This is a genomic window from Salmonella sp. A29-2, assembly GCF_020150755.1.
Classification (GTDB): Bacteria; Pseudomonadota; Gammaproteobacteria; order Enterobacterales; family Enterobacteriaceae; genus Salmonella; species Salmonella enterica.
The window spans coordinates 3504350-3524154 of record NZ_CP083731.1; the positions used below are offsets into that span (position 1 = coordinate 3504350).

Here is a 19805-nt window from a genome sequence, read left to right on the forward strand (position 1 = left end):
TGTTTAGCAAGAAGGATTATGCGGCGTCATTGCTAAAAGGTTCAATTATTCTTTATCCTCAGTCCGGATTCGGACATGAATTAAAAGGACGTAATAAAAGGAAAATTTATAATTGAAAAGCATTCTTTTTCATGGCCTTACAAGAAAATAAAAAAACAAAACACATATAAGATAAATATGGATTAAAGAAAAACAAAATAAACATGAATAATGTTAAAACCCACATTTACTTAAATGACGATGAAATAAAACTAAAAACAACGTAAAACTAATTCTTATTTAAAATGATATAGTGCCTGAGGTATTAATCTTCGGTATATAAAAGAAGCGCCATGTTCTGCCGCCGCCGGGGCTGCGCCTGCTACGTTAAGGACCGTTTTCGTAAAACATCTGCCTGCAGATTCAGGTATACTGGGCCTTCGATTCCACAAACATCAGGCAGACCATGACAGACCTTATCCATCGCCCTCGCCGCCTGCGCAAATCCGCTGCGCTGCGCGCTATGTTTGAAGAGACAACACTTAGCCTGAACGACCTGGTGTTGCCGATCTTTGTTGAAGAAGAACTCGACGATTACAAAGCTATTGATGCCATGCCCGGCGTAATGCGTATCCCGGAAAAGCAGCTGGCGCGAGAGATTGAACGTATCGCAAATGCTGGCATTCGTTCCGTTATGACCTTCGGCATTTCCCACCATACTGATGACACCGGCAGCGATACCTGGAGAGAAGACGGCCTGGTGGCAAGAATGTCCCGCATCTGTAAGCAAACCGTGCCGGAGATGATCGTCATGTCCGACACCTGCTTCTGCGAATACACCTCGCACGGCCACTGCGGCGTGTTGTGCGAACACGGTGTGGATAACGATGCGACGCTGGCCAACCTCGGCAAGCAGGCCGTTATCGCGGCGGCGGCTGGAGCAGATTTTATTGCGCCCTCCGCGGCAATGGATGGACAAGTCCAGGCTATCCGCCAGGCGCTGGATGCCGCCGGTTTTACCGATACGGCAATAATGTCCTACTCCACCAAGTTCGCCTCTTCTTTCTACGGCCCCTTCCGTGAAGCAGCGGGTACCGCGTTAAAAGGCGACCGCAAGACGTATCAAATGAATCCGATGAACCGCCGTGAAGCGATTCGCGAATCACTGCTCGACGAAGCCCAGGGCGCGGATTGCTTAATGGTGAAACCGGCCGGCGCGTATCTGGACGTGCTGCGTGAAATCCGCGAACGCACAGAGTTGCCGCTTGGCGCTTACCAGGTGAGCGGTGAATATGCCATGATTAAATTTGCTGCTATGGCTGGCGCCATCGATGAAGAAAAGGTCGTGCTGGAAAGTCTGGGCTCGATTAAACGCGCCGGCGCCGATTTGATTTTCAGTTACTTCGCGCTGGATCTGGCTGAGAAAAATATTCTGCGTTAATTCTGTTACAGGGCGGCGCGCTGCCGCCCTTTCCCGACTTTACACCCCACTATTCAGTCGCAAACGCTAACCCGTTGCCGGACGCGGCTTATCCGGCTTACGGCTATTCCTCGATCGCCTGGCGAATTTGCTGCAACGACGCGGGATCGTCAATGGTTGTCAGATCGCCCGGATCGCGGCCTTCGCAGATCGCCTGGATCGTGCGGCGAAGCATCTTTCCGGAACGCGTTTTGGGGAGCTGCGAGACAAACCAGACATGCGCCGGACGACCAAAGTGACCGATCTGGTTGTCCACCAGCGCCATAATCGCGTTTTCCTCATCGCGCGCCGCCTCGCGATCCGCCAGCGTATCGCTCTGCTTCGGAATGACAAACGCCACCGCTACCTGCCCTTTCAGAGCGTCTTTTATCCCCACTACCGCCACTTCCGCTACGTTCGGGTAGCTGGAGATACTTTCTTCTATTTCTCGCGTTCCCAGCCGATGACCCGCAATATTAATCACATCATCGGTACGGCCCAGAATAAAGTAATACCCCTCGGCGTCGCGGATCCCCCAGTCGAAGGTGGCATAAACCTGACGGTTAAACAGCGACCAGTAAGTCTTCACAAAACGCGCATCGTCGCCCCAAATAGTCTGAATACAGCCCGGCGGCAGCGGCCCCTCGATCACCAGCATCCCCTTTTCATTTATGCCGCAAGGTTCGCCGGTGACTTCATTGAGTAGCTGGACGTTATAACCGTACATCGGCACGCCGGGACTTCCCAGACGCGGCGGCCTGTCATCCAGCGCACGCGCCAGCGCCATGATCGGCCAGCCGGACTCCGTCTGCCAATAATTGTCGATAACCGGCACACCCAGCGTCTCCGTCACCCAACTGGCCGTCGGCTCGTCCAGCGGCTCACCGGCCAGATAAAGCGCCTCCAGCGAGGAGAGATCGTGATTGCGGATTTGCGCCGTCGGGAATTTTTTCAGCACGCGAATCGCGGTCGGGGCGGAAAACATCCGGTTAACCTGGTATTTCTCGACAATTTTCCACCAGACCCCGCAGTCCGGGTACGTCGGCAGTCCTTCGTAAACAATAGTCGCCATGCCTGCCAGCAGCGGCGCGTAAACGATATAGGAGTGGCCGACGACCCAGCCGATATCCGATGCGCAAAAGAATACGCCGCCCGCCTTGCCGCCAAAAATGGTGTCCATCGAGGTTGCCAGCGCCACCGCATAACCGCCGACGTCGCGCTGGACGCCTTTCGGTTTGCCGGTAGTGCCGGAGGTGTAAAGAATGCATGAGGTTTCATTGGATTCCAGCCACGCCACCGGCACTCTCGCGCCGAGATGCTGCTGGCGCAACGTGGCAAAATCCAGATCGCGCCCATCCACCCACGCCATTTTCGCCAGCCCTCTGTCCACCAGCAGAACGTGTTTCGGCTGATGCTGCGCCTGCGCAATAGCGTCATCAAGCAGCTTTTTATACGGCAGGATTTTACCGCCCCGCGCTCCGGCATCCGCCGACACAATCAGCGCCGGTCTGGCATCATCAATGCGCGCCGCCACGCTGTGCGAGGCAAAACCGCCAAAGACCACCGAATGGATCGCGCCAATGCGCGCGCAGGCCAGCAGGGTTATCTGCGCTTCGGCAATCATCGGCATATAGACCAATACGCGATCGCCACGCTGCACGCCCAGCGACAGCAGCATAGCGGCCACAGCGTTGACTTCATCATGCAACTGGCTGAAGGTAAATGTACGCTCTTCATCGGTCTCTGATGAGACGGCAATCAGCGCCAGCGCCTCCGGCTGTTTATCCAGCCAGCGGTCAACGGCGTTATGACATAAGTTAGTGGTGCCGCCGCAAAACCAGCGGGCAAACGGTGGACGGCTATGATCCAGCGTCTGCGTAAACGGCTGTCGCCAGTCGATACGTCGGGCCTGCTCGGCCCAGAACGCCTCCGGTTCGTTAATGGAACGCTGATAAAATTCGCTAAAAGACATCACGCTCTCCTGTTGAACTTACGCCTTACTGCTGGCTGGTTCAGATGACATATAAATCGAGGTATTCGTTAACCGGCATCTGCTCCAGGCGGGCTCTGTCCAGGGAGACATCCAGAATGCGTTGCTGCTGGCGAGTCGGGAACTGACGCGCCAGGTTAATTTTAAATTTTTCGATAAGCTTCGGAATACCGTCGGCGCGGCGACGCGCATGACCAATCGGATACTCCACGACAACCTCGCCAAAGCGTGAGCCATCAGTAAACTCCACGGTGATCGCATTGCCGATAGCACGTTTTTCCGGGTCGTGATAGTCGGCGGTAAACGCCGGGTCCTCATAACACACGATTTTCTCGCGCAGGGCGTCAATACGCTTGTCCTGCGCCACCTCGTCTTCATAATCCGCCGCGGTTAACCGTCCGAACAGCAGCGGCACGGCGACCATATACTGGATACAGTGATCGCGGTCCGCCGGGTTATTGAGTGGGCCTTTTTTATCGATAATGCGAAGACAGGCTTCGTGGGTACGGATGGTCACTTTCTCGATATCCGCTGCCGTTTTGCCCGCGGCCTGCATCTGCTCGTACAGCGTCATCGCCGCTTCGACGGCGGTTTGCGAGTGGAATTCGGCCGGGAAAGAAATTTTGAATAGCACGTTTTCCATCACGTAGGAGCCGTAAGGACGCTGGAAACGGAACGTTTCACCTTTGAATGAAACGTCGTAGAAGCCCCAGGTTTTGGCGGTGAGCGCCGAGGGATAGCCCATCTCGCCGGTTTTCGCCATCAGCGCCAGACGTACCGCGCGCGAAGTCGCATCTCCCGCCGCCCAGGATTTGCGCGTACCGGTATTCGGCGCATGACGATAGGTACGCAGCGACTGGCCGTCGACCCACGCCAACGATACCGCGTTGAGGATCTCATCGCGCGTCAGCCCCAGCATTTCAGCGACCACCGCAGTCGAGGCCACTTTCACCAGCAGCACATGGTCAAGCCCGACACGGTTGAAGGCGTTTTCCAGCGCGATGCAGCCCTGAATTTCATGGGCTTTGATCATCCCGCTCAATACCTGTTTCATGGTCAGCGGCGCTTTGCCGGCGGCGACGGCGTTGCGTGACAGCCAGTCAGCCGTCGCCAGAATACCGCCGAGGTTATCAGAAGGATGGCCCCACTCGGCGGCAAGCCAGGTATCGTTAAAATCGAGCCAGCGGATCATCGCGCCAATGTTAAAGGCTGCCTGTACCGGATCGAGCTGAAACTGGGTGCCCGGCACGCGTGCGCCGTTGGGCACCACCGTGCCTGGCACGATTGGCCCAAGCAATTTTTTACAGGCCGGGTATTCCAGCGCTTCCAGACCACAGCCGAGCGTGTCGAGCAGGCAGTAATGCGCGGTGTCGTACGCCACCTTTGAGGTGATGTCGTAATTCATAACGTAATCAACGATATCAACGATTTCACGGTCAAAGTCTGGGCGGATGTTCAGTTCTTGGGTAGACATAGGGTACGTTTCCTGCGTTTTATTTTTAATAAGAGTGAGTTAGCAACGATCGTCTATCGAGACAAACGGACGATCTTCCGGCCCGGTATAGTTGGCAGAGGGGCGAATAATTTTGTTGTCCTGACGCTGTTCAATAATGTGCGCCGCCCAGCCGGTAACGCGGGCGATGACAAACAGCGGGGTGAACATTTCGGTAGGGACGCCCATCATGTTGTAGGAGACCGCCGAAAACCAGTCGAGATTCGGGAACATCTTTTTGGTCTCCCACATCACCGTTTCCAGACGGTCGGCGATGTGGTACATCTTCAGCGAGCCGCCTTCTTCTGAAAGCTGTTTCGCCACCCGTTTGATCACCTGATGGCGCGGGTCGGCGATGGTGTAAACCGGATGTCCAAAGCCAATCACCACCTCTTTGTTTTCCACGCGTTTACGGATATCCGCCTCTGCCTCGTCCGGCGTTTCATAACGCTGTTGAATTTCCAGCGACACCTCATTCGCCCCGCCGTGTTTCGGGCCGCGCAGCGCGCCAATCGCGCCGATAATCGCGGAGTAAACATCCGAGCCGGTCCCGGCAATCACCCGGCTGGTAAACGTCGAGGCGTTGAACTCATGCTCGGCATACAGCACCAGCGAAATATGCATCGCCTTTTCCCAGCTTTGGGTTGGCTTTTCACCATGCAGCAGATGCAGGAAATGGCCGCCGATGGAATCATCGTCGGTTTCCGGCTGAATACGTTCGCCGTTGTGGCTGTAGTGATACCAGTAAAGAAGGATAGAGCTGAGCGAGGCCAACAGCTTATCGGCAATATCGCGCGCGCCGGAGACGGTATGTCCCTCTTTTTCCGGCAGGGTGCAGCCCAGCGCAGAAACGCCGGTACGCATCACGTCCATCGGGTGCGAGGCCGCCGGTAACGCTTCCAGAACGGTACGGACATTGGCGGGTAATCCGCGCAGCGCTTTTAACTTGCTTTTATACGCGTTCAGCTCGTCGCGGGTCGGTAATTTTCCGTGGATCAGTAAATGCGCGACTTCTTCAAATTCGCAGTGCTCCGCCAGATCGAGAATGTCGTAACCGCGATAGTGCAGATCGTTACCGCTTTTTCCCACGGTACACAGAGCGGTATTTCCGGCAGGTACGCCGGAAAGCGCGACCGATTTTTTAGGCTTAATGACATGGTTATTATTTTGCAGGATCGTGGTGTCGCTCATAGTGTCCTCGTCATTTTTTTAATGTGTAGGGTATTGAGGCGTGTAGGCCGTACCGTAGGCGGGTTAAACGTAGTGCCATCCGGCATTGGCTGATGGCGGCTTCGCCTTATCAGGCCTACAGGCTACGATTTTTTATTCCTGTACAGCGCGTCCAGCTTCTCTTCGAACTGGTAGTAATTGATGCTTTCGTACAGCTCGTTGCGGGTCTGCATGATGTCGATCACGTTCTTTTGCGTCCCTTCCTGGCGCAGCACGGTATAGACTTTTTCTGCGGCGCGGTTCATGGCGCGAAACGCCGACAACGGATAGAGCGCCATCGCCACGTGTGCGCTGCGCAACTCGTCGGTCGTAAATAGCGGCGTCGCGCCAAACTCAGTGATGTTGGCGAGGATCGGCACCTGCGCCACGTCGGCGAACTGGCGGTACATCGACAGTTCGGTGATCGCCTCCGGGAACAGCATGTCAGCCCCCGCGTCCACGTAAGCCTGCGCGCGATCGAGAGCCGCCTCCAGCCCTTCCACCGCCAGCGCATCGGTACGCGCCATGATCACAAAGTTCGGATCGGTGCGCGCATCCACTGCCGCCCGAATTCTGTCTACCATCTCCTCTTTCGAGACGATCGCTTTGTTTGGACGGTGTCCACAGCGCTTAGCGCCAACCTGGTCTTCAATATGCAGCGCGGCGGCGCCCGCTTTGGCTATGGACTTTACCGTCCGCGCGACATTAAAGGCGGAGGAGCCAAAGCCAATATCCGCATCCACCAACAGCGGCAGCGGGCAAACATCCGTGATGCGCCGGATATCGGTTAACACATCATCCAGCGTAGAAATCCCCAGATCCGGCAGTCCGAGCGAGCCCGCCGCTACGCCGCCGCCAGAAAGATAGATAGCCTGATACCCGGCCCGTTGGGCCAACAGAGCATGGTTGGCATTAATAGCGCCGACAATTTGTAATGGATTCTCTTTAGCGAGCGCGGCGCGAAATGCCTGCCCCGGCGAATGTAAAGACATATCTCGTCCTCATGTTAGTAAATTGTTACTCAGAATGTATTCACCAAAGCAAAGGCTATGCCAGGCAAAGAGGCTGCGAGAAAATTAAATACAATGAGATTTAAAAACAGGTAATTACAGTTATTCCTGTTATGAATAAGCGCGATTAAGGGAAAAGAAAAACGTGTCAGCTAACGTTTCATGAAACGAATCGCTCCGTTTCATTGCAACATTTATGAAACACGTTTAAAACAAAAAATCGCCCCTTAAAGATGAACCTACTGCGATGACGACTGCTCACAGCGCTCCGCGCGATAATAGCGATAAACCGGTGATCTGGACGGTCTCCGTAACGCGTCTGTTCGAACTGTTTCGGGATATCAGCCTGGAATTCGATCATCTGGCGACCATCACGCCTATTCAACTCGGCTTTGAAAAGGCGGTGACCTACATTCGCAAAAAACTGGCGACCGAGCGCTGCGACGCGATTATCGCGGCGGGTTCGAACGGGGCCTATTTAAAAAGTCGCCTGTCAATACCGGTGATCCTCATCAAGCCCAGCGGATTCGATGTATTACAGGCGCTGGCGAAAGCGGGAAAGCTCACCTCGTCTATCGGTATCGTGACCTATCAGGAGACCATTCCGGCTTTACTTGCCTTTCAGAAAACGTTTCACCTCCGTCTTGAACAGCGAAGCTATGTCACCGAAGAGGACGCGCGCGGGCAAATTAACGAACTTAAGGCCAACGGTATTGAGGCCGTCGTCGGCGCGGGATTAATTACCGATCTGGCGGAAGAAGCGGGTATGACCGCCATCTTTATTTATTCCGCGGCGACCGTTCGTCAGGCTTTTCATGATGTGCTGGATATGACCCGTCTGACACGGCGACAGCGCGTGGATTACCCATCCGGCAAGGGATTACAAACCCGGTATGAACTGGGCGATATACGCGGCCAGTCGCCGCAAATGGAGCAGCTCCGCCAGACGATTACGCTCTATGCCCGCTCCCGTGCTGCAGTGCTGATTCAGGGGGAAACAGGGACCGGAAAAGAGCTGGCGGCGCAGGCGATTCACCAGACGTTTTTTCACCGCCAGCCTCACCGTCAGAATAAGCCATCCCCTCCCTTTGTCGCCGTCAATTGCGGCGCGATTACCGAGTCGTTGCTGGAAGCGGAACTGTTTGGTTATGAAGAGGGTGCGTTTACCGGTTCACGACGAGGAGGCCGGGCGGGGCTATTTGAAATCGCACACGGCGGCACGCTGTTTCTGGATGAAATCGGCGAAATGCCCTTGCCGTTACAAACCCGACTTTTGCGCGTACTGGAGGAAAAAGCCGTCACTCGCGTCGGCGGACACCAGCCGATCCCGGTGGATGTCCGGGTGATCAGCGCTACGCATTGCGATCTGGATCGGGAAATAATGCAAGGACGTTTTCGCCCCGATCTCTTTTATCGCCTGAGTATTCTGCGTCTGACGCTTCCTCCTTTGCGCGAGCGGCAGGCTGATATTTTGCCGCTGGCGGAAAGCTTTTTAAAACAGTCGCTGGCGGCAATGGAAATTCCGTTTACCGAATCGATACGTCATGGATTGACACAGTGTCAGCCGCTTTTGCTGGCCTGGCGCTGGCCCGGTAATATTCGCGAACTGCGTAATATGATGGAGCGCCTGGCGCTTTTTTTAAGCGTCGATCCCGCGCCAACGCTGGACAGGCAATTTATGCGGCAGTTATTACCTGAGCTTATGGTGAACACAGCAGAGCTGACGCCTTCAACCGTGGATGCGCACACGTTACAGGATGTACTGGCGCGCTTTAAGGGCGATAAGAGCGCCGCGGCGCGTTATCTGGGGATTAGCCGCACCACTCTGTGGCGTCGTTTAAAAGCAGGAGCCAAAGACCAGTCGGGTAATTAAGACAAATGACAGCGTCCTGAATGCCTGATGGCGCTACGTTTACTGCAGGCCGTCATCCGGCAAAACGGATGCCGGTTGCCAGGAATAAATATACCCGCCGGAAACCCAGGCGGGTATTTTTATGATGCAACGCTTTTATTTCTTTTTATAAATATCAGCCGTACCATGAATTTTATTTTCTGTCTGCCCGGACGTCAGCACCACCACATCCGCCCCTTTTTCATCCGCCTTTTTGATTAAATCTTCTCTGGCGTCCAGCGGCGACATTTCCCCGGTGGTGGAAATCGTGCCAATTTTCGTGTATTCGGAGGCGACTTTATCAAAGTCCGTTTTTTTCATGATTTCTGCGGCATAAACGTTTGTCACGACAAACGCTAATGCGCCAAGCATAACCTTGTAGCCAGTTTTCATAGCAAAACCCTCGTTTTATTATTACGCCATCATCGCTTTATCAGAACAAAAAGGCCGTTCGGACTGATTAAATAAGTAGTGTAGATTGCTGGAAAAATCCAGTCAGCCCCCGCTCAGTCGGCGTAACAACGCGGATTAAAACGCCCCTGCTTTGTGATCTCACTCGCAATCATCTGGTTTGACTATTAATAAGATGAACGTTATTTCTTGAGGCTATGGGAAGAGTTGTCTATGGAGCCGTTTCATGCCGTTGTGCTTACCGTCAGTCTGTTTGTGTTAACCTTTTTTAATCCCGGCGCGAATCTGTTTGTGGTGGTGCAAACCAGCCTCGCATCAGGACGCCGGGCGGGAGTCATCACCGGCCTGGGCGTCGCCACGGGAGACGCCTTTTATTCCGGGCTGGGGCTTTTCGGTCTGGCGACGCTCATTACGCAATGCGAAGCGGTATTTTCTCTTATCAAAATTGTCGGCGGCGCCTATTTATTATGGTTCGCCTGGAACAGTATTCGCCACCAGGCGACGCCGCAAATGAGCACGCTCCAGACGCCGATTGCCGCCCCGTGGACAATTTTCTTTCGCCGGGGATTAATGACCGATTTATCCAATCCGCAAACCGTACTGTTTTTTATCAGTATTTTTTCCGTAACGCTTAGCGCAGAAACGCCCACATGGGCAAGGTTAATGGCCTGGGCCGGAATTGTGCTGTCATCCGTTATCTGGCGTATTTTTCTCAGCCAGGCCTTTTCGCTCCCCGCAGTCCGCCGCGCTTATGGGCGAATACAGCGCATTGCCAGCCGTGTTATCGGCGCCATTATCGGGATGTTTGCGCTCAGACTTCTCTATGAAGGCGTGACGCACCGCTAGTTTGCCCGGTAGCCTTTGCTACCGGACGATAAGCGTTATCAAAACGCCCATGACACGCTGCCTACAATGCTACGCTCGGCGCCAAAATAACAATAAGAGAGCGAATTACAGGCAGCGACATAGCGTTTGTCCGTCAGGTTATTTACGTTGAGCTGGGCGCTCAAGCCATTTAACCCAATGCTGGATAAATCATACCCAACCACCATGTCGACCAGTGTATAGGACGGCAAGGTGTGGGTATTCAGGCGATCGCTGGTCACGCCGTTGACGTACCGGATGCCGGAGCCCAAAGTCAGCCCCTCTAACAGACCGCTTTTCACATCGTAGCTTAGCCAGGCGCTGGCCTGGTTCCGTGGAGCATAAACCGCGCGCTTACCCTGCTCTTGCGGGCTACTTTTCTTATAACGGATATCAGTATAGGTATACGCCGCCTGCAAACGGACGCTATCCGACAAATGGCTAATGGCCTCCAGTTCCACCCCTTTAGACTCAATTTCACCAATCGAGCGGTACGGATCGGTAGGTTCTTCTTTGGTCGCGATATTGGTCTGGTTAATACGATACACGGCGGCGCTAAACTGGCTATTCCCCCCCAGCGGTTCGTATTTTACCCCCGCCTCCCACTGCTTGCCTTTCATCGGTTCCAGCACATTGCCGTTTTCGTCGGCGAAGCTGGTCGGCGTAAACGCGGTAGAATAACTAAGATAGGGGGCGACGCCATTGTCGAACAGATAAAGCAACGCGGCACGGGTACTGACGTTGTTTTTATCGAGATCGCTGCGTGAATCATGAAGTTTGTCGATGTTAGACACGCTGACCCGATCGTAACGACCGCCCAACGTAAAGCGCCAGCGATCCCATGACATCTGATCCTGTAAATAGTATCCGGTCTGCCGCAGCTTATGTTTTTCACGGCTATACAACGTAATGTAATCCGGCTGAGCGCCATAAACGGGGTTGAAAGCGTCAATCGGCGGAAACGCGCCATAATAGCCAGTAGTATGATTACTGCGATCCTGATAATCGATCCCCACCAGCAGACGATGATTAATCGCCCCGGTATCCACGCTGCCGTCGAGCTGATTATCCAGCGCGATAGCCGACATTTTCTCCCCGGAGCCGGAATAGCCGCGATTCAGCGCCGTTTCATTCAACCAACCTGCGGCATAGACCTGATTCAACGTCACTTTGGTATGCAAATAGCGCAGTTTTTGCCGTACCGACCAGCCGTTATCGAACAGATGCTCAATGTTATAACCCACCATATTTTCACGGCGATCGTATTTGTCGTAGTCATCTTCACCTTCAAAGAAAGTGTTAGAAATTTTTCCGCCGTTATAAGGTACAACCGTGCCTTGATAAGGCAGTCCGGAGTGGCTACCGCCTTCCGGATCACGGTGCAGATAGGCCATAAGATCAAGACGCGTCCGATCGGTAATTCGCCAGGTCAGGCTCGGCATCAGCGCATAACGTTCCTCTTTCAAGGGGGTAAACTGCGAATCGGCGTAACGTGTCATGCCGCTAAGACGCGCCGCCACACGTTCATTGTCATCCAGTGGGCCGGTCACATCAAAAGCCGCCCCGCGCTGGTTGTGATTGCCGGCAAACAGCTTCACCTCTCCCCCGGCATCAAACGCCGGTTTTCGCGACGTCAGCGCGACAATGCCGCCTGGCGATGAACGTCCATACAGAACGGACGCCGGGCCGCGTACCACCTCGATATCTTCCAGAAACCAGGGGTCAACCACCAACGAACTGTGCGAATTGGTGTCGCCCATCATTTTTAACCCGTCGAGATAGACGTTATCCAGACTACCGTCCGAAAAACCACGCAATACGATGTAATCAAAGCGGTTAGAGGCGCCTATCTGATTACTGTATACGCCTGGGGTGTAGCTGACCGCCTGACGCACGCTGGTTGCGCCCTGCTCTTCAAACTGCTGGCGGGTAATAATGGATACCGACTGCGGCGTTTCAATATCTGGCGTCGCCAGCTTGGTCGCGCCACTCTGAACGGGCGAGGAGACAATGACGGTATCATTTTTTGTGGTTTCCTGGGCAAAAAGAGGAAAAGTCGCGCCGCCGATAGCTCCGCCTATCAATAGCGCCATACGCGTTGTCGCAAACATGAACATCTCCAAAGGCATCTTTATTGTAAATAAGAATTATTACCTTTTAGAGATAACGGACCACTATGCGTAACGCCAGATTGCCTATGCGCAATGATAAAAAATCACCCAAAGCGGCAGAAAACCGGGTTAGCGGCGGATATTACCGCTCTGGCGGAGCGCGTTACGCACAGTGTCGGGACGCCGTCAGAGACGCGTCACGCAGCTCGCCGGGCGAGCAGCCATAACGCCGACGAAATGCCGTCGCAAAGTTTGTGGCATGTTGATAGCCTGACATCCAGGCGGCCTGCTGCACGCTGTATCCCTCCATCAGATAACGACGCGCGCGCGCCAGGCGGCAATCGCGCAGATAATCAAACACGGTACACCCATAGGCATGGCGAAACTTGCACCGCAGGCTACTTGGACTCATTGCCGCCCGACGCGCCAGTTCGTTCAGCGTGTAGGCTTTTTCCGGCGTCTGCTCCAGTAAACGCCGAATGAGCTCCAGCCGCTGGTATTCACCGGTGACGGGAAGCCCGCGTTTTTGCGTTGCGGGCTGACATAGATTTAGCGCATAGCCCAGCAATTGCAGCATGATGCCTTCCAGCATTAACTGGCGTGACGCCGTATGAGGTCCGGGCTGCTGCGCATAACGTAGCCCCGAAAGCAGAAACTCCGGCACCTGCCAGACCCTCGCCGAGGCCGCGCTATTTTCCCACTCGTCTGCCAGCGAGACAGGAAAACGCTCCCGCCATCCGCCGTCCGGGTACATTCCCAGCGACAAGGTGCGCAATTTACTGTCTGCGCCGTGATGGGCGCGTATCGTCTGCTGCTCACTCAGTTGCGAGCAAAACGCCATCCCCGCGCTCAACAAAAAGGTCTGCTCATTGACAGCCAGCGCAACGTTACCTTCCAGCACCACCAGCATATACAGCGGACTGCTATGGCGAGAGGTGGTTTCATAAGGTTGTAACACGTGAACATCCGAGCGTGTAATGCAAATCCCGCCAGGAAGCGCTATCTCTTCGATATCGCCATGAAGTACGGGACTACTCTGCGTATACTGCGGTAACGCAGGGAAGCGGTAATCAATGCCATAACGCTCGCCAAACGCGATGAAGTCGCTGACGGAAAAGATCTTTTTCATCGCCGGGGCGGCGGAAGAGTGACAGGAGATCGGAGACATTATCAATACCGTTTATCTGCGTTATACCAGAGCGTTAGCCACTGTGTAACCATATCACTGCGGCCCGGGAACGACAATAAAGATGAGAATAATTATCAACCGCTATTGAGGGGAGAGATAAGACGAGCAAAGGTGATCGATAAACGCCGATCTGTCGATAAAAACGCGCTTTCGCCAGCGACGAAAGCGCGTCCGGGGGTATCAGTCAGGAGCGAAATCCTGCGGAGGTCATGAGCAGTCTGAACAACATTCCGACGCCCGCCAGCAGAAGCACGCTGGCGCACCATATCGCGACCATCCATACGACTCGCCGCGACCATTTTTTCACTTTAACCATCAGTGATATCCCTCACCATGTCGCACTTTTCCACGGAAGACGTAGTAGCTCCAGAAGGTATAAGCCAGAATAATCGGGATGATTATCAGCGCCCCAACCAGCATGAAGCTTTGACTTTGCGGCGGCGCGGCGGCGGCATACAGCGAAATATCCGGTGGAATAATATTCGGCCAAATACTGATGCCTAACCCGCTGAACCCCAGAAAAATCAGCCCTAGCGTGAGAATAAATGGACGCGCATGGGATTCTGTTTTTTTCACGCTGCGCCATAGCCAGACGCTAAAAGCCAACACCAGCACAGGCACCGGCAGGAAGTAGTATAAATTGGGCAGCGTGAACCAGCGCTCGGCGATGTCGTCGTGGGTGAGCGGCGTCCACACGCTGACGCCTCCCATCACCAGCAACAAGACGATCAACAACGGGCGCGACAGCGCGCACATCCGGCTATGCAGCGGATCTTCGCTTTTCATAATCAGCCAGGTAGCGCCCAGCAGCGCGTAGGTGACGACCAGACCGACGCCGCAGAACAGGTTAAACGGCGTCAGCCAGTCAAGCTGCGAACCGCTAAAGGTTCGCCCTTCCACCTGAAAACCGCTCACCACCGCGCCCACCACAACCCCCTGGGCAAAGGTCGCCAGGATTGACCCGACGATAAAGGATTTATCCCAGAACGCGCGATGCGACTCGGTGGCTTTAAAACGGAATTCAAAAGCGACGCCGCGAAAGATAAGACCAAGCAGCATAACCACCAGCGGGATAGTCAGCGCGTCGGTGATGACGGCATAGGCCAACGGGAACGCGCCAAAAAGCCCGGCCCCGCCCAGCACCAGCCAGGTTTCGTTCCCGTCCCATACTGGCGCGACTGAGTTCACCATAACATCGCGATCGTGTTTATCACGAATAAACGGAAACAGGATACCGACGCCCAGATCGAAACCATCCATCACGATATACATCAGCGTGGCGAACACGATAATAGCAAACCAGATAACCGGAAGATCGATGGTCATTCGCGTTTCTCCTGCTCAAGCGATTCTCCCACGGCAGAGATAGGACGCGCGGGTCTGCCATCGGTTTCAGCGGTCGGTGTCTCCGCCGGCTGCGGCCCTTTCTGGATAAGGCGAATCATATAAATATAGCCAACCCCAAAGACCAGGGAATAGACCACAAAGAAGGCCAGCAAACTGATGCTCATCTGCAAGGTGCTGTGCGCGGAAACCGCATCACGCGTTCGCAGCAGGCCATAGACCACCCACGGCTGACGTCCTACTTCAGTCGTCACCCATCCGGCAAGGATGGCGATAAGCCCGGACGGCCCCATCCACAGCGCAAAGTGCATAAAGGGCCGCGAATGATACAGTCGGCGTCGGTAGCGTAGCCACAGGCTGGCCAGCCCCAGGAAGATCATCAGTACGCCCATGCCCACCATCAGACGGAAAGACCAGAACACCACGGTAGAGTTGGGGCGATCCTCTTTGGGATAATCTTTTAGCGCAGGCACCTGTTTGTCCAGGCTATGCGTCAGGATCAGACTGCCCAACGCCGGGATCTCAAGCGCATAGCGGGTCCGTTCCGCCTCCATATCCGGCCAGCCTACCAGCGTAAGCGGCGTTGGCTCGCCGGGCGTATTTTCCCAGTGCCCCTCAATCGCGGCAATTTTGACCGGCTGATGCTTCAGGGTGTTAAGGCCGTGCATATCGCCAATCAATGCCTGAACGGGCGCCACCACGACCGCCATCCATAACGCCATCGAGAACATACGGCGGATAGCCGGCGTATCGTTACCTTTCAGTAAATGCCAGGCAGCGGACGCGCCGACAAACATCGCGCTACTTAAAAACGCCGCAACGGACATATGCAACAGGCGATACGGGAACGACGGGTTGAAAATCACCGCGAACCAGTCCACCGGGACCACCTGACCGTTGTGAATTTCAAATCCCTGCGGGGTATGCATCCAGCTGTTAGACGCCAGAATCCAGAACGTCGACATTAACGTGCCCAACGCCACCATACAGGTAGACAAGAAATGCAGGCCCGGCCCGACTTTGTTCCAGCCAAAAAGCATCACGCCTAAGAATCCCGCTTCCAGGAAGAATGCGGTGAGCACTTCATAGGTTAATAAAGGCCCGGTGATACTGCCGGCGAACTGGGAGAAACCGCTCCAGTTCGTTCCGAACTGGTAAGCCATGACCAGACCGGAGACCACGCCCATCCCGAAGTTGACGGCAAAAATTTTGAGCCAGAACTGATAGAGCGAGCGCCAGACAGGATTACGCGTTTTTAGCCATAAACCTTCCAGTACCACCAGGTAACTAGCTAAGCCAATCGTAATCGCGGGGAAAATAATATGAAAAGAGACGGTAAAGGCAAACTGGAGTCTCGCTAAAAAGAAGGCATCAAACTCCATGTTCCCTCCCGTTTATATATAGTCACTTCGTGTAAAATATTCACTGTTCGCAACCAGGTTGAAACGAAACGGTTATTTTCCCCAAACGTAAAAACGTCGGGGAATATCCAGATAAATTACGATTTTTTTTGCGGCTGGCTGTCAGGCTTATCGCCCGACTCTGGCGCTTCGGAGGGGTCGTCTTTTTCGACAGCGAAACGGTAGTATCTATTTAGCATAACATGTCTCCCTTAGTTACATTCACTTGGCAATATCTACCTGGCCGTTATAAAAATAACGGCAAAACAAAAAAACAGCGTCTTCAAGACTATTTGCAATTTCAGCAAAATACGCTTAGCTGAAAGTTAAGAATAGACGTAAAACGATAACCTTCAAGTCAACGCGGTTTACGGGACGGGGGATTAGCACAGGGAGAATGACCGCAACGCTCGCTGCGCGGCGGCCATTTTATATGGTCTATCAAAAAGATAACCGTTAAGGTCCATTCAAACCCGTTAGTTTGCCTTCCCCTCAATCAAGCCATTGATCGTAGAAAATACCGCCGGCGCGCTGGTCGCTTCCGCAAACTCGACATTGATATTTTGCCGACGCAGCATATCGAAGAATTTACGTTGCGCATCAAGAATAACCTGATCGCCTACGCGCATATTTTCTGCTTTAGTTTCAACCAGTAAATAAACGCTGTCGGCGTCCTGACGCTCAATACGGTACACAAAATCCGGCGTAGTAGAGCCTCCCGTATATTTGGGGATCTGAATGGCCCGCTTAGGCAGTTTGCCAAACACAGAAACCTGTTGCGGATAATCGTATTTTAATAGCGGCAATTCTGGATCGACGCTGTCATAACGCAACGGCGGTATTTGATAGAGAGAACGAGGATCGTCTATCGCATTCTCATCCACATTTTTCCCCACAATTTCAGCGCTAATCTCCTCTCTGAACTGCCGTGCCGTGGAATCAAATACCGACGTTGAAGCCTGGAAGTCGAGAGGCAGATAATCGTGGCGCTGCGCAAAATGCGCATTAATCCGCGTCTGTAATGCGCGGGTCATATTGTCCAACGAGATCTCGCTTAAATAGCGTGAATCTCCGTGCAAAACATCACGCAGCATCGCCATTAACACCGGATGCAGGACGTTAACCGGCAGACTGGTGCGTAACGCCAGTTGCTTAAGAAAATGGCCATATTTCATGCCCGCCATAAATTCGCTGGCGGCTAATTCGCCTTCCCGCTGCGCCACTTCAAAACGGCCATTATCTTCATTCGATACCAGCCGTTGTTGCACCTGGCTTGGCTTCTGGCGTATATACAGCGCCGGATCGCGCAGCACCTCGGCGGCAATCTGTTCCAGAGAAGCGCCGCTACGCTCGAATTGCAGCATATAACGGCGGGAAAACTGCTCCCAGATACTGCTAAGTTGTTCCCAATTCTCTTTGCGTAACCTGACTCGCAGTCGGGAGGCGGGCTTATTGTCACGGATGCGATCCGCTCGCACCCGCGCCTGCGTCAGCTCAGGGTAGAACTCCAGTAGCCACGCAAAACCACTTTTGGTTTCCCCGTTAAGCGTGACGCTGGGTTTAAACTCATTACTCCGGTTGATCAGTTTTTTATCATCCAGATCTTCCAGCAAACGAAGCTCCGTAAACGCAGGATCGACTTTTTGCCGCTCGGTGACGATGAGTGTGATCATCGCCTCATCCAGTTTCTGCTCGTTAAGCTGAACTTTGCTGTCGCGATTAATCTCATCAACCAGCATACTGGCAAACGCTTTTTCATCATAACCAATCAGAAACGACAGTCGGGACGGCCACTCTTCCTGATGAACGCGATGGCCGTTTTCATCTACCGGTAGCCGCAGGCCGCGCCCCACTTCCTGAATTTTGCTCGACTCGCTACCGGAAGAACGTAATTTAGCAATGACAAAAACATTCGGGTTATCCCAGCCTTCGCGAAGCGTCCATTTTGAAAACAGAAAGCGGCGCGTTTCCCAGTTGCCGTGATGGTCTGAAAAACTGAGCAACTTCTCTTTATTTTTCAGAATATCATCTACTTCAGCCTGGATCGCCTCATCGCCGCTTCCGCGGTCTTCGCCAAAGTAACCAGCGTGGACGTTTTGGTTATCCGAGTGCAGGCTGGCGAGCGTGGCCTGCAGAAACGACAGATACTCCACTTCTCGCGGCAGGGTCTTGCGCTGATAATCGTCAATCAGTTGCGTCAGTTTCTTTTTCAGCAAACGCTCAAAAGTGACTTTCAACCAGCCTTCGTCATCACGATAGCTTTTAATACTGTCAATAAAGAAAAGGCTTAAGGTCTTAATACGCGGGGCATTATTTTCTGGCTCATTGCTGCGTAAGAAATTTGCCTGCTCGGTGTCAAAATGCTTATCAATGGCTTCCTGAATAATCAGTTCCTGGTAGCTCGCGCCAAAGGTTCCTGGCACCAGCGCCATCCCTGCCTCCAGCTCCAGATCGTTCGACAACATTTTACTGCCGGCATATTCGATACTGCCTTCAAATCCTGCATCAACATCGGCGAGATTTTCGCCCACGCCAACCTCGGCAATTTTGCTCCCCCGTCGGAGGATTAATTTCTTTGCCGTGACGCTGTCAACGATATAACGATTGTTGGCCTGTTCTTCGGGGAGATTTGGGTAATAAATATCAATACCTTTCACCAAACCATCGTTAAAACTGTCCACCGCGTTGAGATCAAACTGCGGTTGCCGGCGATAGTAATCTTTACGTACACATTTATTTTTACCCTTACCTTCGACAATATCCGGGAAGGTAGCGCCAAAGCGGACGATCATTTGCGGCTGAATAGCCTGAATCGCTCGATAAAATTTGTTATCTCGCGCAAAACGATGCGGTTCATCAATAATGACCACCGGTCGCGTCATTTGCAGCCCTTTAACAGGCGACGTCAGTCCACCCAGGAGCGTTTGATCGTAATCGTCTCGCGTCATACTGGCGGAATTGAGCATTTGCGCATTGATCAGCAAAACCTGAATCGTATGGCTATCACGACGGCTGGCATCAGTAAAACTTAATAGCTGGGCCGGAAAATTTTTACGCCCCGACTTTACTTTAAAATCACCGGCGTTAATGGTGCAAAGTTCCATCCGCGTATTTTCGTAGAACTGTGAAAAATGCTGTCTGGCGTAATCGCTGGTGATAAAGTTCCGCGCGCCTTCTTTAATGGCTGGCGTCGGCACCACCAGCACAAATTTGAAGAGGCCGTAGTTCTGATGCAGTTCATACATCAACCGGGTATAGACATAGGTTTTGCCCGTCCCGGTCTCCATTTTAACGTCAATATTGGCCTTATCGTCGTAACGTTCCTTAATCAGCGGATTAGCATAGTGATTATGATCGGCCTGCGCGTGATCGATACCGGTGAAACTCGCCAGAATCGCCGCTAACGCCTGTTCCTGATGGGGAAGTTCTTCCAGTAAAATATTCATCATCATCCCC

15 protein-coding genes and 1 pseudogene are annotated in these 19805 nt (G+C 53.4%); 3 read left to right on the plus strand and 13 right to left on the minus strand.

Translation table 11 applies throughout. The features are described 5' to 3' along the window. Nucleotides 1–445 precede the first annotated feature (445 nt). On the plus strand, nt 446–1420 hold the full coding sequence (gene hemB, locus K8W53_RS17135) for a porphobilinogen synthase (RefSeq protein WP_023224699.1): 975 nt from the start codon (nt 446–448) through the stop codon (nt 1418–1420). Between the two features lie 103 nt (nt 1421–1523). On the opposite strand, the gene prpE is transcribed toward hemB, so the two are convergent. The 4 genes from prpE to prpB all read right to left on the minus strand — a co-directional run bounded on the left by prpE (nt 1524) and on the right by prpB (nt 7121). Beyond that, nucleotides 1524–3410, minus strand: a complete 1887-nt coding sequence (prpE, locus tag K8W53_RS17140) for a propionate--CoA ligase (protein WP_023224700.1) — start codon at nt 3408–3410, stop codon at nt 1524–1526. 40 nt (nt 3411–3450) lie between these two features. Beyond that, nucleotides 3451–4902: a bifunctional 2-methylcitrate dehydratase/aconitate hydratase gene (locus K8W53_RS17145; RefSeq protein ID WP_000107068.1), complete on the minus strand. Its 1452-nt coding sequence runs from the start codon at nt 4900–4902 to the stop codon at nt 3451–3453. 39 nt (nt 4903–4941) lie between these two features. Then, nucleotides 4942–6111, minus strand: coding sequence for a 2-methylcitrate synthase (gene prpC, locus K8W53_RS17150; RefSeq protein WP_001285878.1), 1170 nt, complete (start codon nt 6109–6111; stop codon nt 4942–4944). Between the two features lie 122 nt (nt 6112–6233). Then, a complete protein-coding gene (prpB, locus tag K8W53_RS17155; RefSeq protein WP_000052221.1) occupies nt 6234–7121 on the minus strand; it encodes a methylisocitrate lyase in 888 nt (295 codons plus the stop codon). Between the two features lie 265 nt (nt 7122–7386). Here prpB and prpR point away from each other — a divergent pair, with 265 nt between their 5' ends. After that, complete coding sequence (gene prpR, locus K8W53_RS17160) at nt 7387–9012, plus strand: propionate catabolism operon regulatory protein PrpR (protein WP_023224701.1); 1626 nt, start codon at nt 7387–7389, stop codon at nt 9010–9012. A 135-nt stretch (nt 9013–9147) separates the two neighbouring features. Here prpR and yahO read toward each other — a convergent pair whose 3' ends face one another. After that, entirely contained in the window at nt 9148–9423 is a 276-nt protein-coding gene (yahO, locus tag K8W53_RS17165) for a DUF1471 family periplasmic protein YahO (protein ID WP_000848026.1), read from the minus strand. A 231-nt stretch (nt 9424–9654) separates the two neighbouring features. Between yahO and K8W53_RS17170 the strand changes: the two genes are divergently transcribed. Next, complete coding sequence (locus K8W53_RS17170; protein ID WP_000433131.1) at nt 9655–10287, plus strand: LysE family transporter; 633 nt, start codon at nt 9655–9657, stop codon at nt 10285–10287. 38 nt (nt 10288–10325) lie between these two features. Here the strand turns inward: K8W53_RS17170 and foxA are convergent, their stop codons facing one another. From foxA to K8W53_RS17205, 8 genes and pseudogenes are all read right to left on the minus strand, one after another. Then, complete coding sequence (gene foxA, locus K8W53_RS17175) at nt 10326–12434, minus strand: ferrioxamine B receptor FoxA (RefSeq protein ID WP_102603964.1); 2109 nt, start codon at nt 12432–12434, stop codon at nt 10326–10328. 145 nt (nt 12435–12579) lie between these two features. Beyond that, nucleotides 12580–13584, minus strand: coding sequence for a ferrioxamine uptake transcriptional regulator FoxR (gene foxR / locus K8W53_RS17180; protein ID WP_023205546.1), 1005 nt, complete (start codon nt 13582–13584; stop codon nt 12580–12582). A gap of 95 nt (nt 13585–13679) precedes the next feature. Further along, nucleotides 13680–13871, minus strand: coding sequence for a hypothetical protein (locus K8W53_RS23880; RefSeq protein WP_229023495.1), 192 nt, complete (start codon nt 13869–13871; stop codon nt 13680–13682). Next, nucleotides 13850–13921 (minus strand): annotated as a pseudogene (locus K8W53_RS24015) (DUF2474 family protein); the annotation flags it as partial. The gene K8W53_RS23880 and the pseudogene K8W53_RS24015, both read right to left, overlap by 22 nt. Next, entirely contained in the window at nt 13921–14931 is a 1011-nt protein-coding gene (gene cydB, locus K8W53_RS17190) for a cytochrome d ubiquinol oxidase subunit II (protein ID WP_023224703.1), read from the minus strand. The pseudogene K8W53_RS24015 and the gene cydB, both read right to left, overlap by 1 nt. Further along, complete coding sequence (locus tag K8W53_RS17195) at nt 14928–16331, minus strand: cytochrome ubiquinol oxidase subunit I (RefSeq protein WP_000393711.1); 1404 nt, start codon at nt 16329–16331, stop codon at nt 14928–14930. The genes cydB and K8W53_RS17195 overlap by 4 nt, the downstream gene beginning before the upstream one ends. Nucleotides 16332–16447: 116 nt before the next feature. Then, nucleotides 16448–16549 carry a small effector SsaA gene (gene ssaA, locus K8W53_RS17200; RefSeq protein WP_000934834.1) on the minus strand — a complete coding sequence of 34 codons (102 nt, stop codon included), beginning with the start codon at nt 16547–16549 and terminating at the stop codon, nt 16448–16450. Between the two features lie 276 nt (nt 16550–16825). Next, a complete protein-coding gene (locus tag K8W53_RS17205; RefSeq protein WP_077907258.1) occupies nt 16826–19798 on the minus strand; it encodes a type III restriction-modification system endonuclease in 2973 nt (990 codons plus the stop codon). Nucleotides 19799–19805 lie beyond the last annotated feature (7 nt).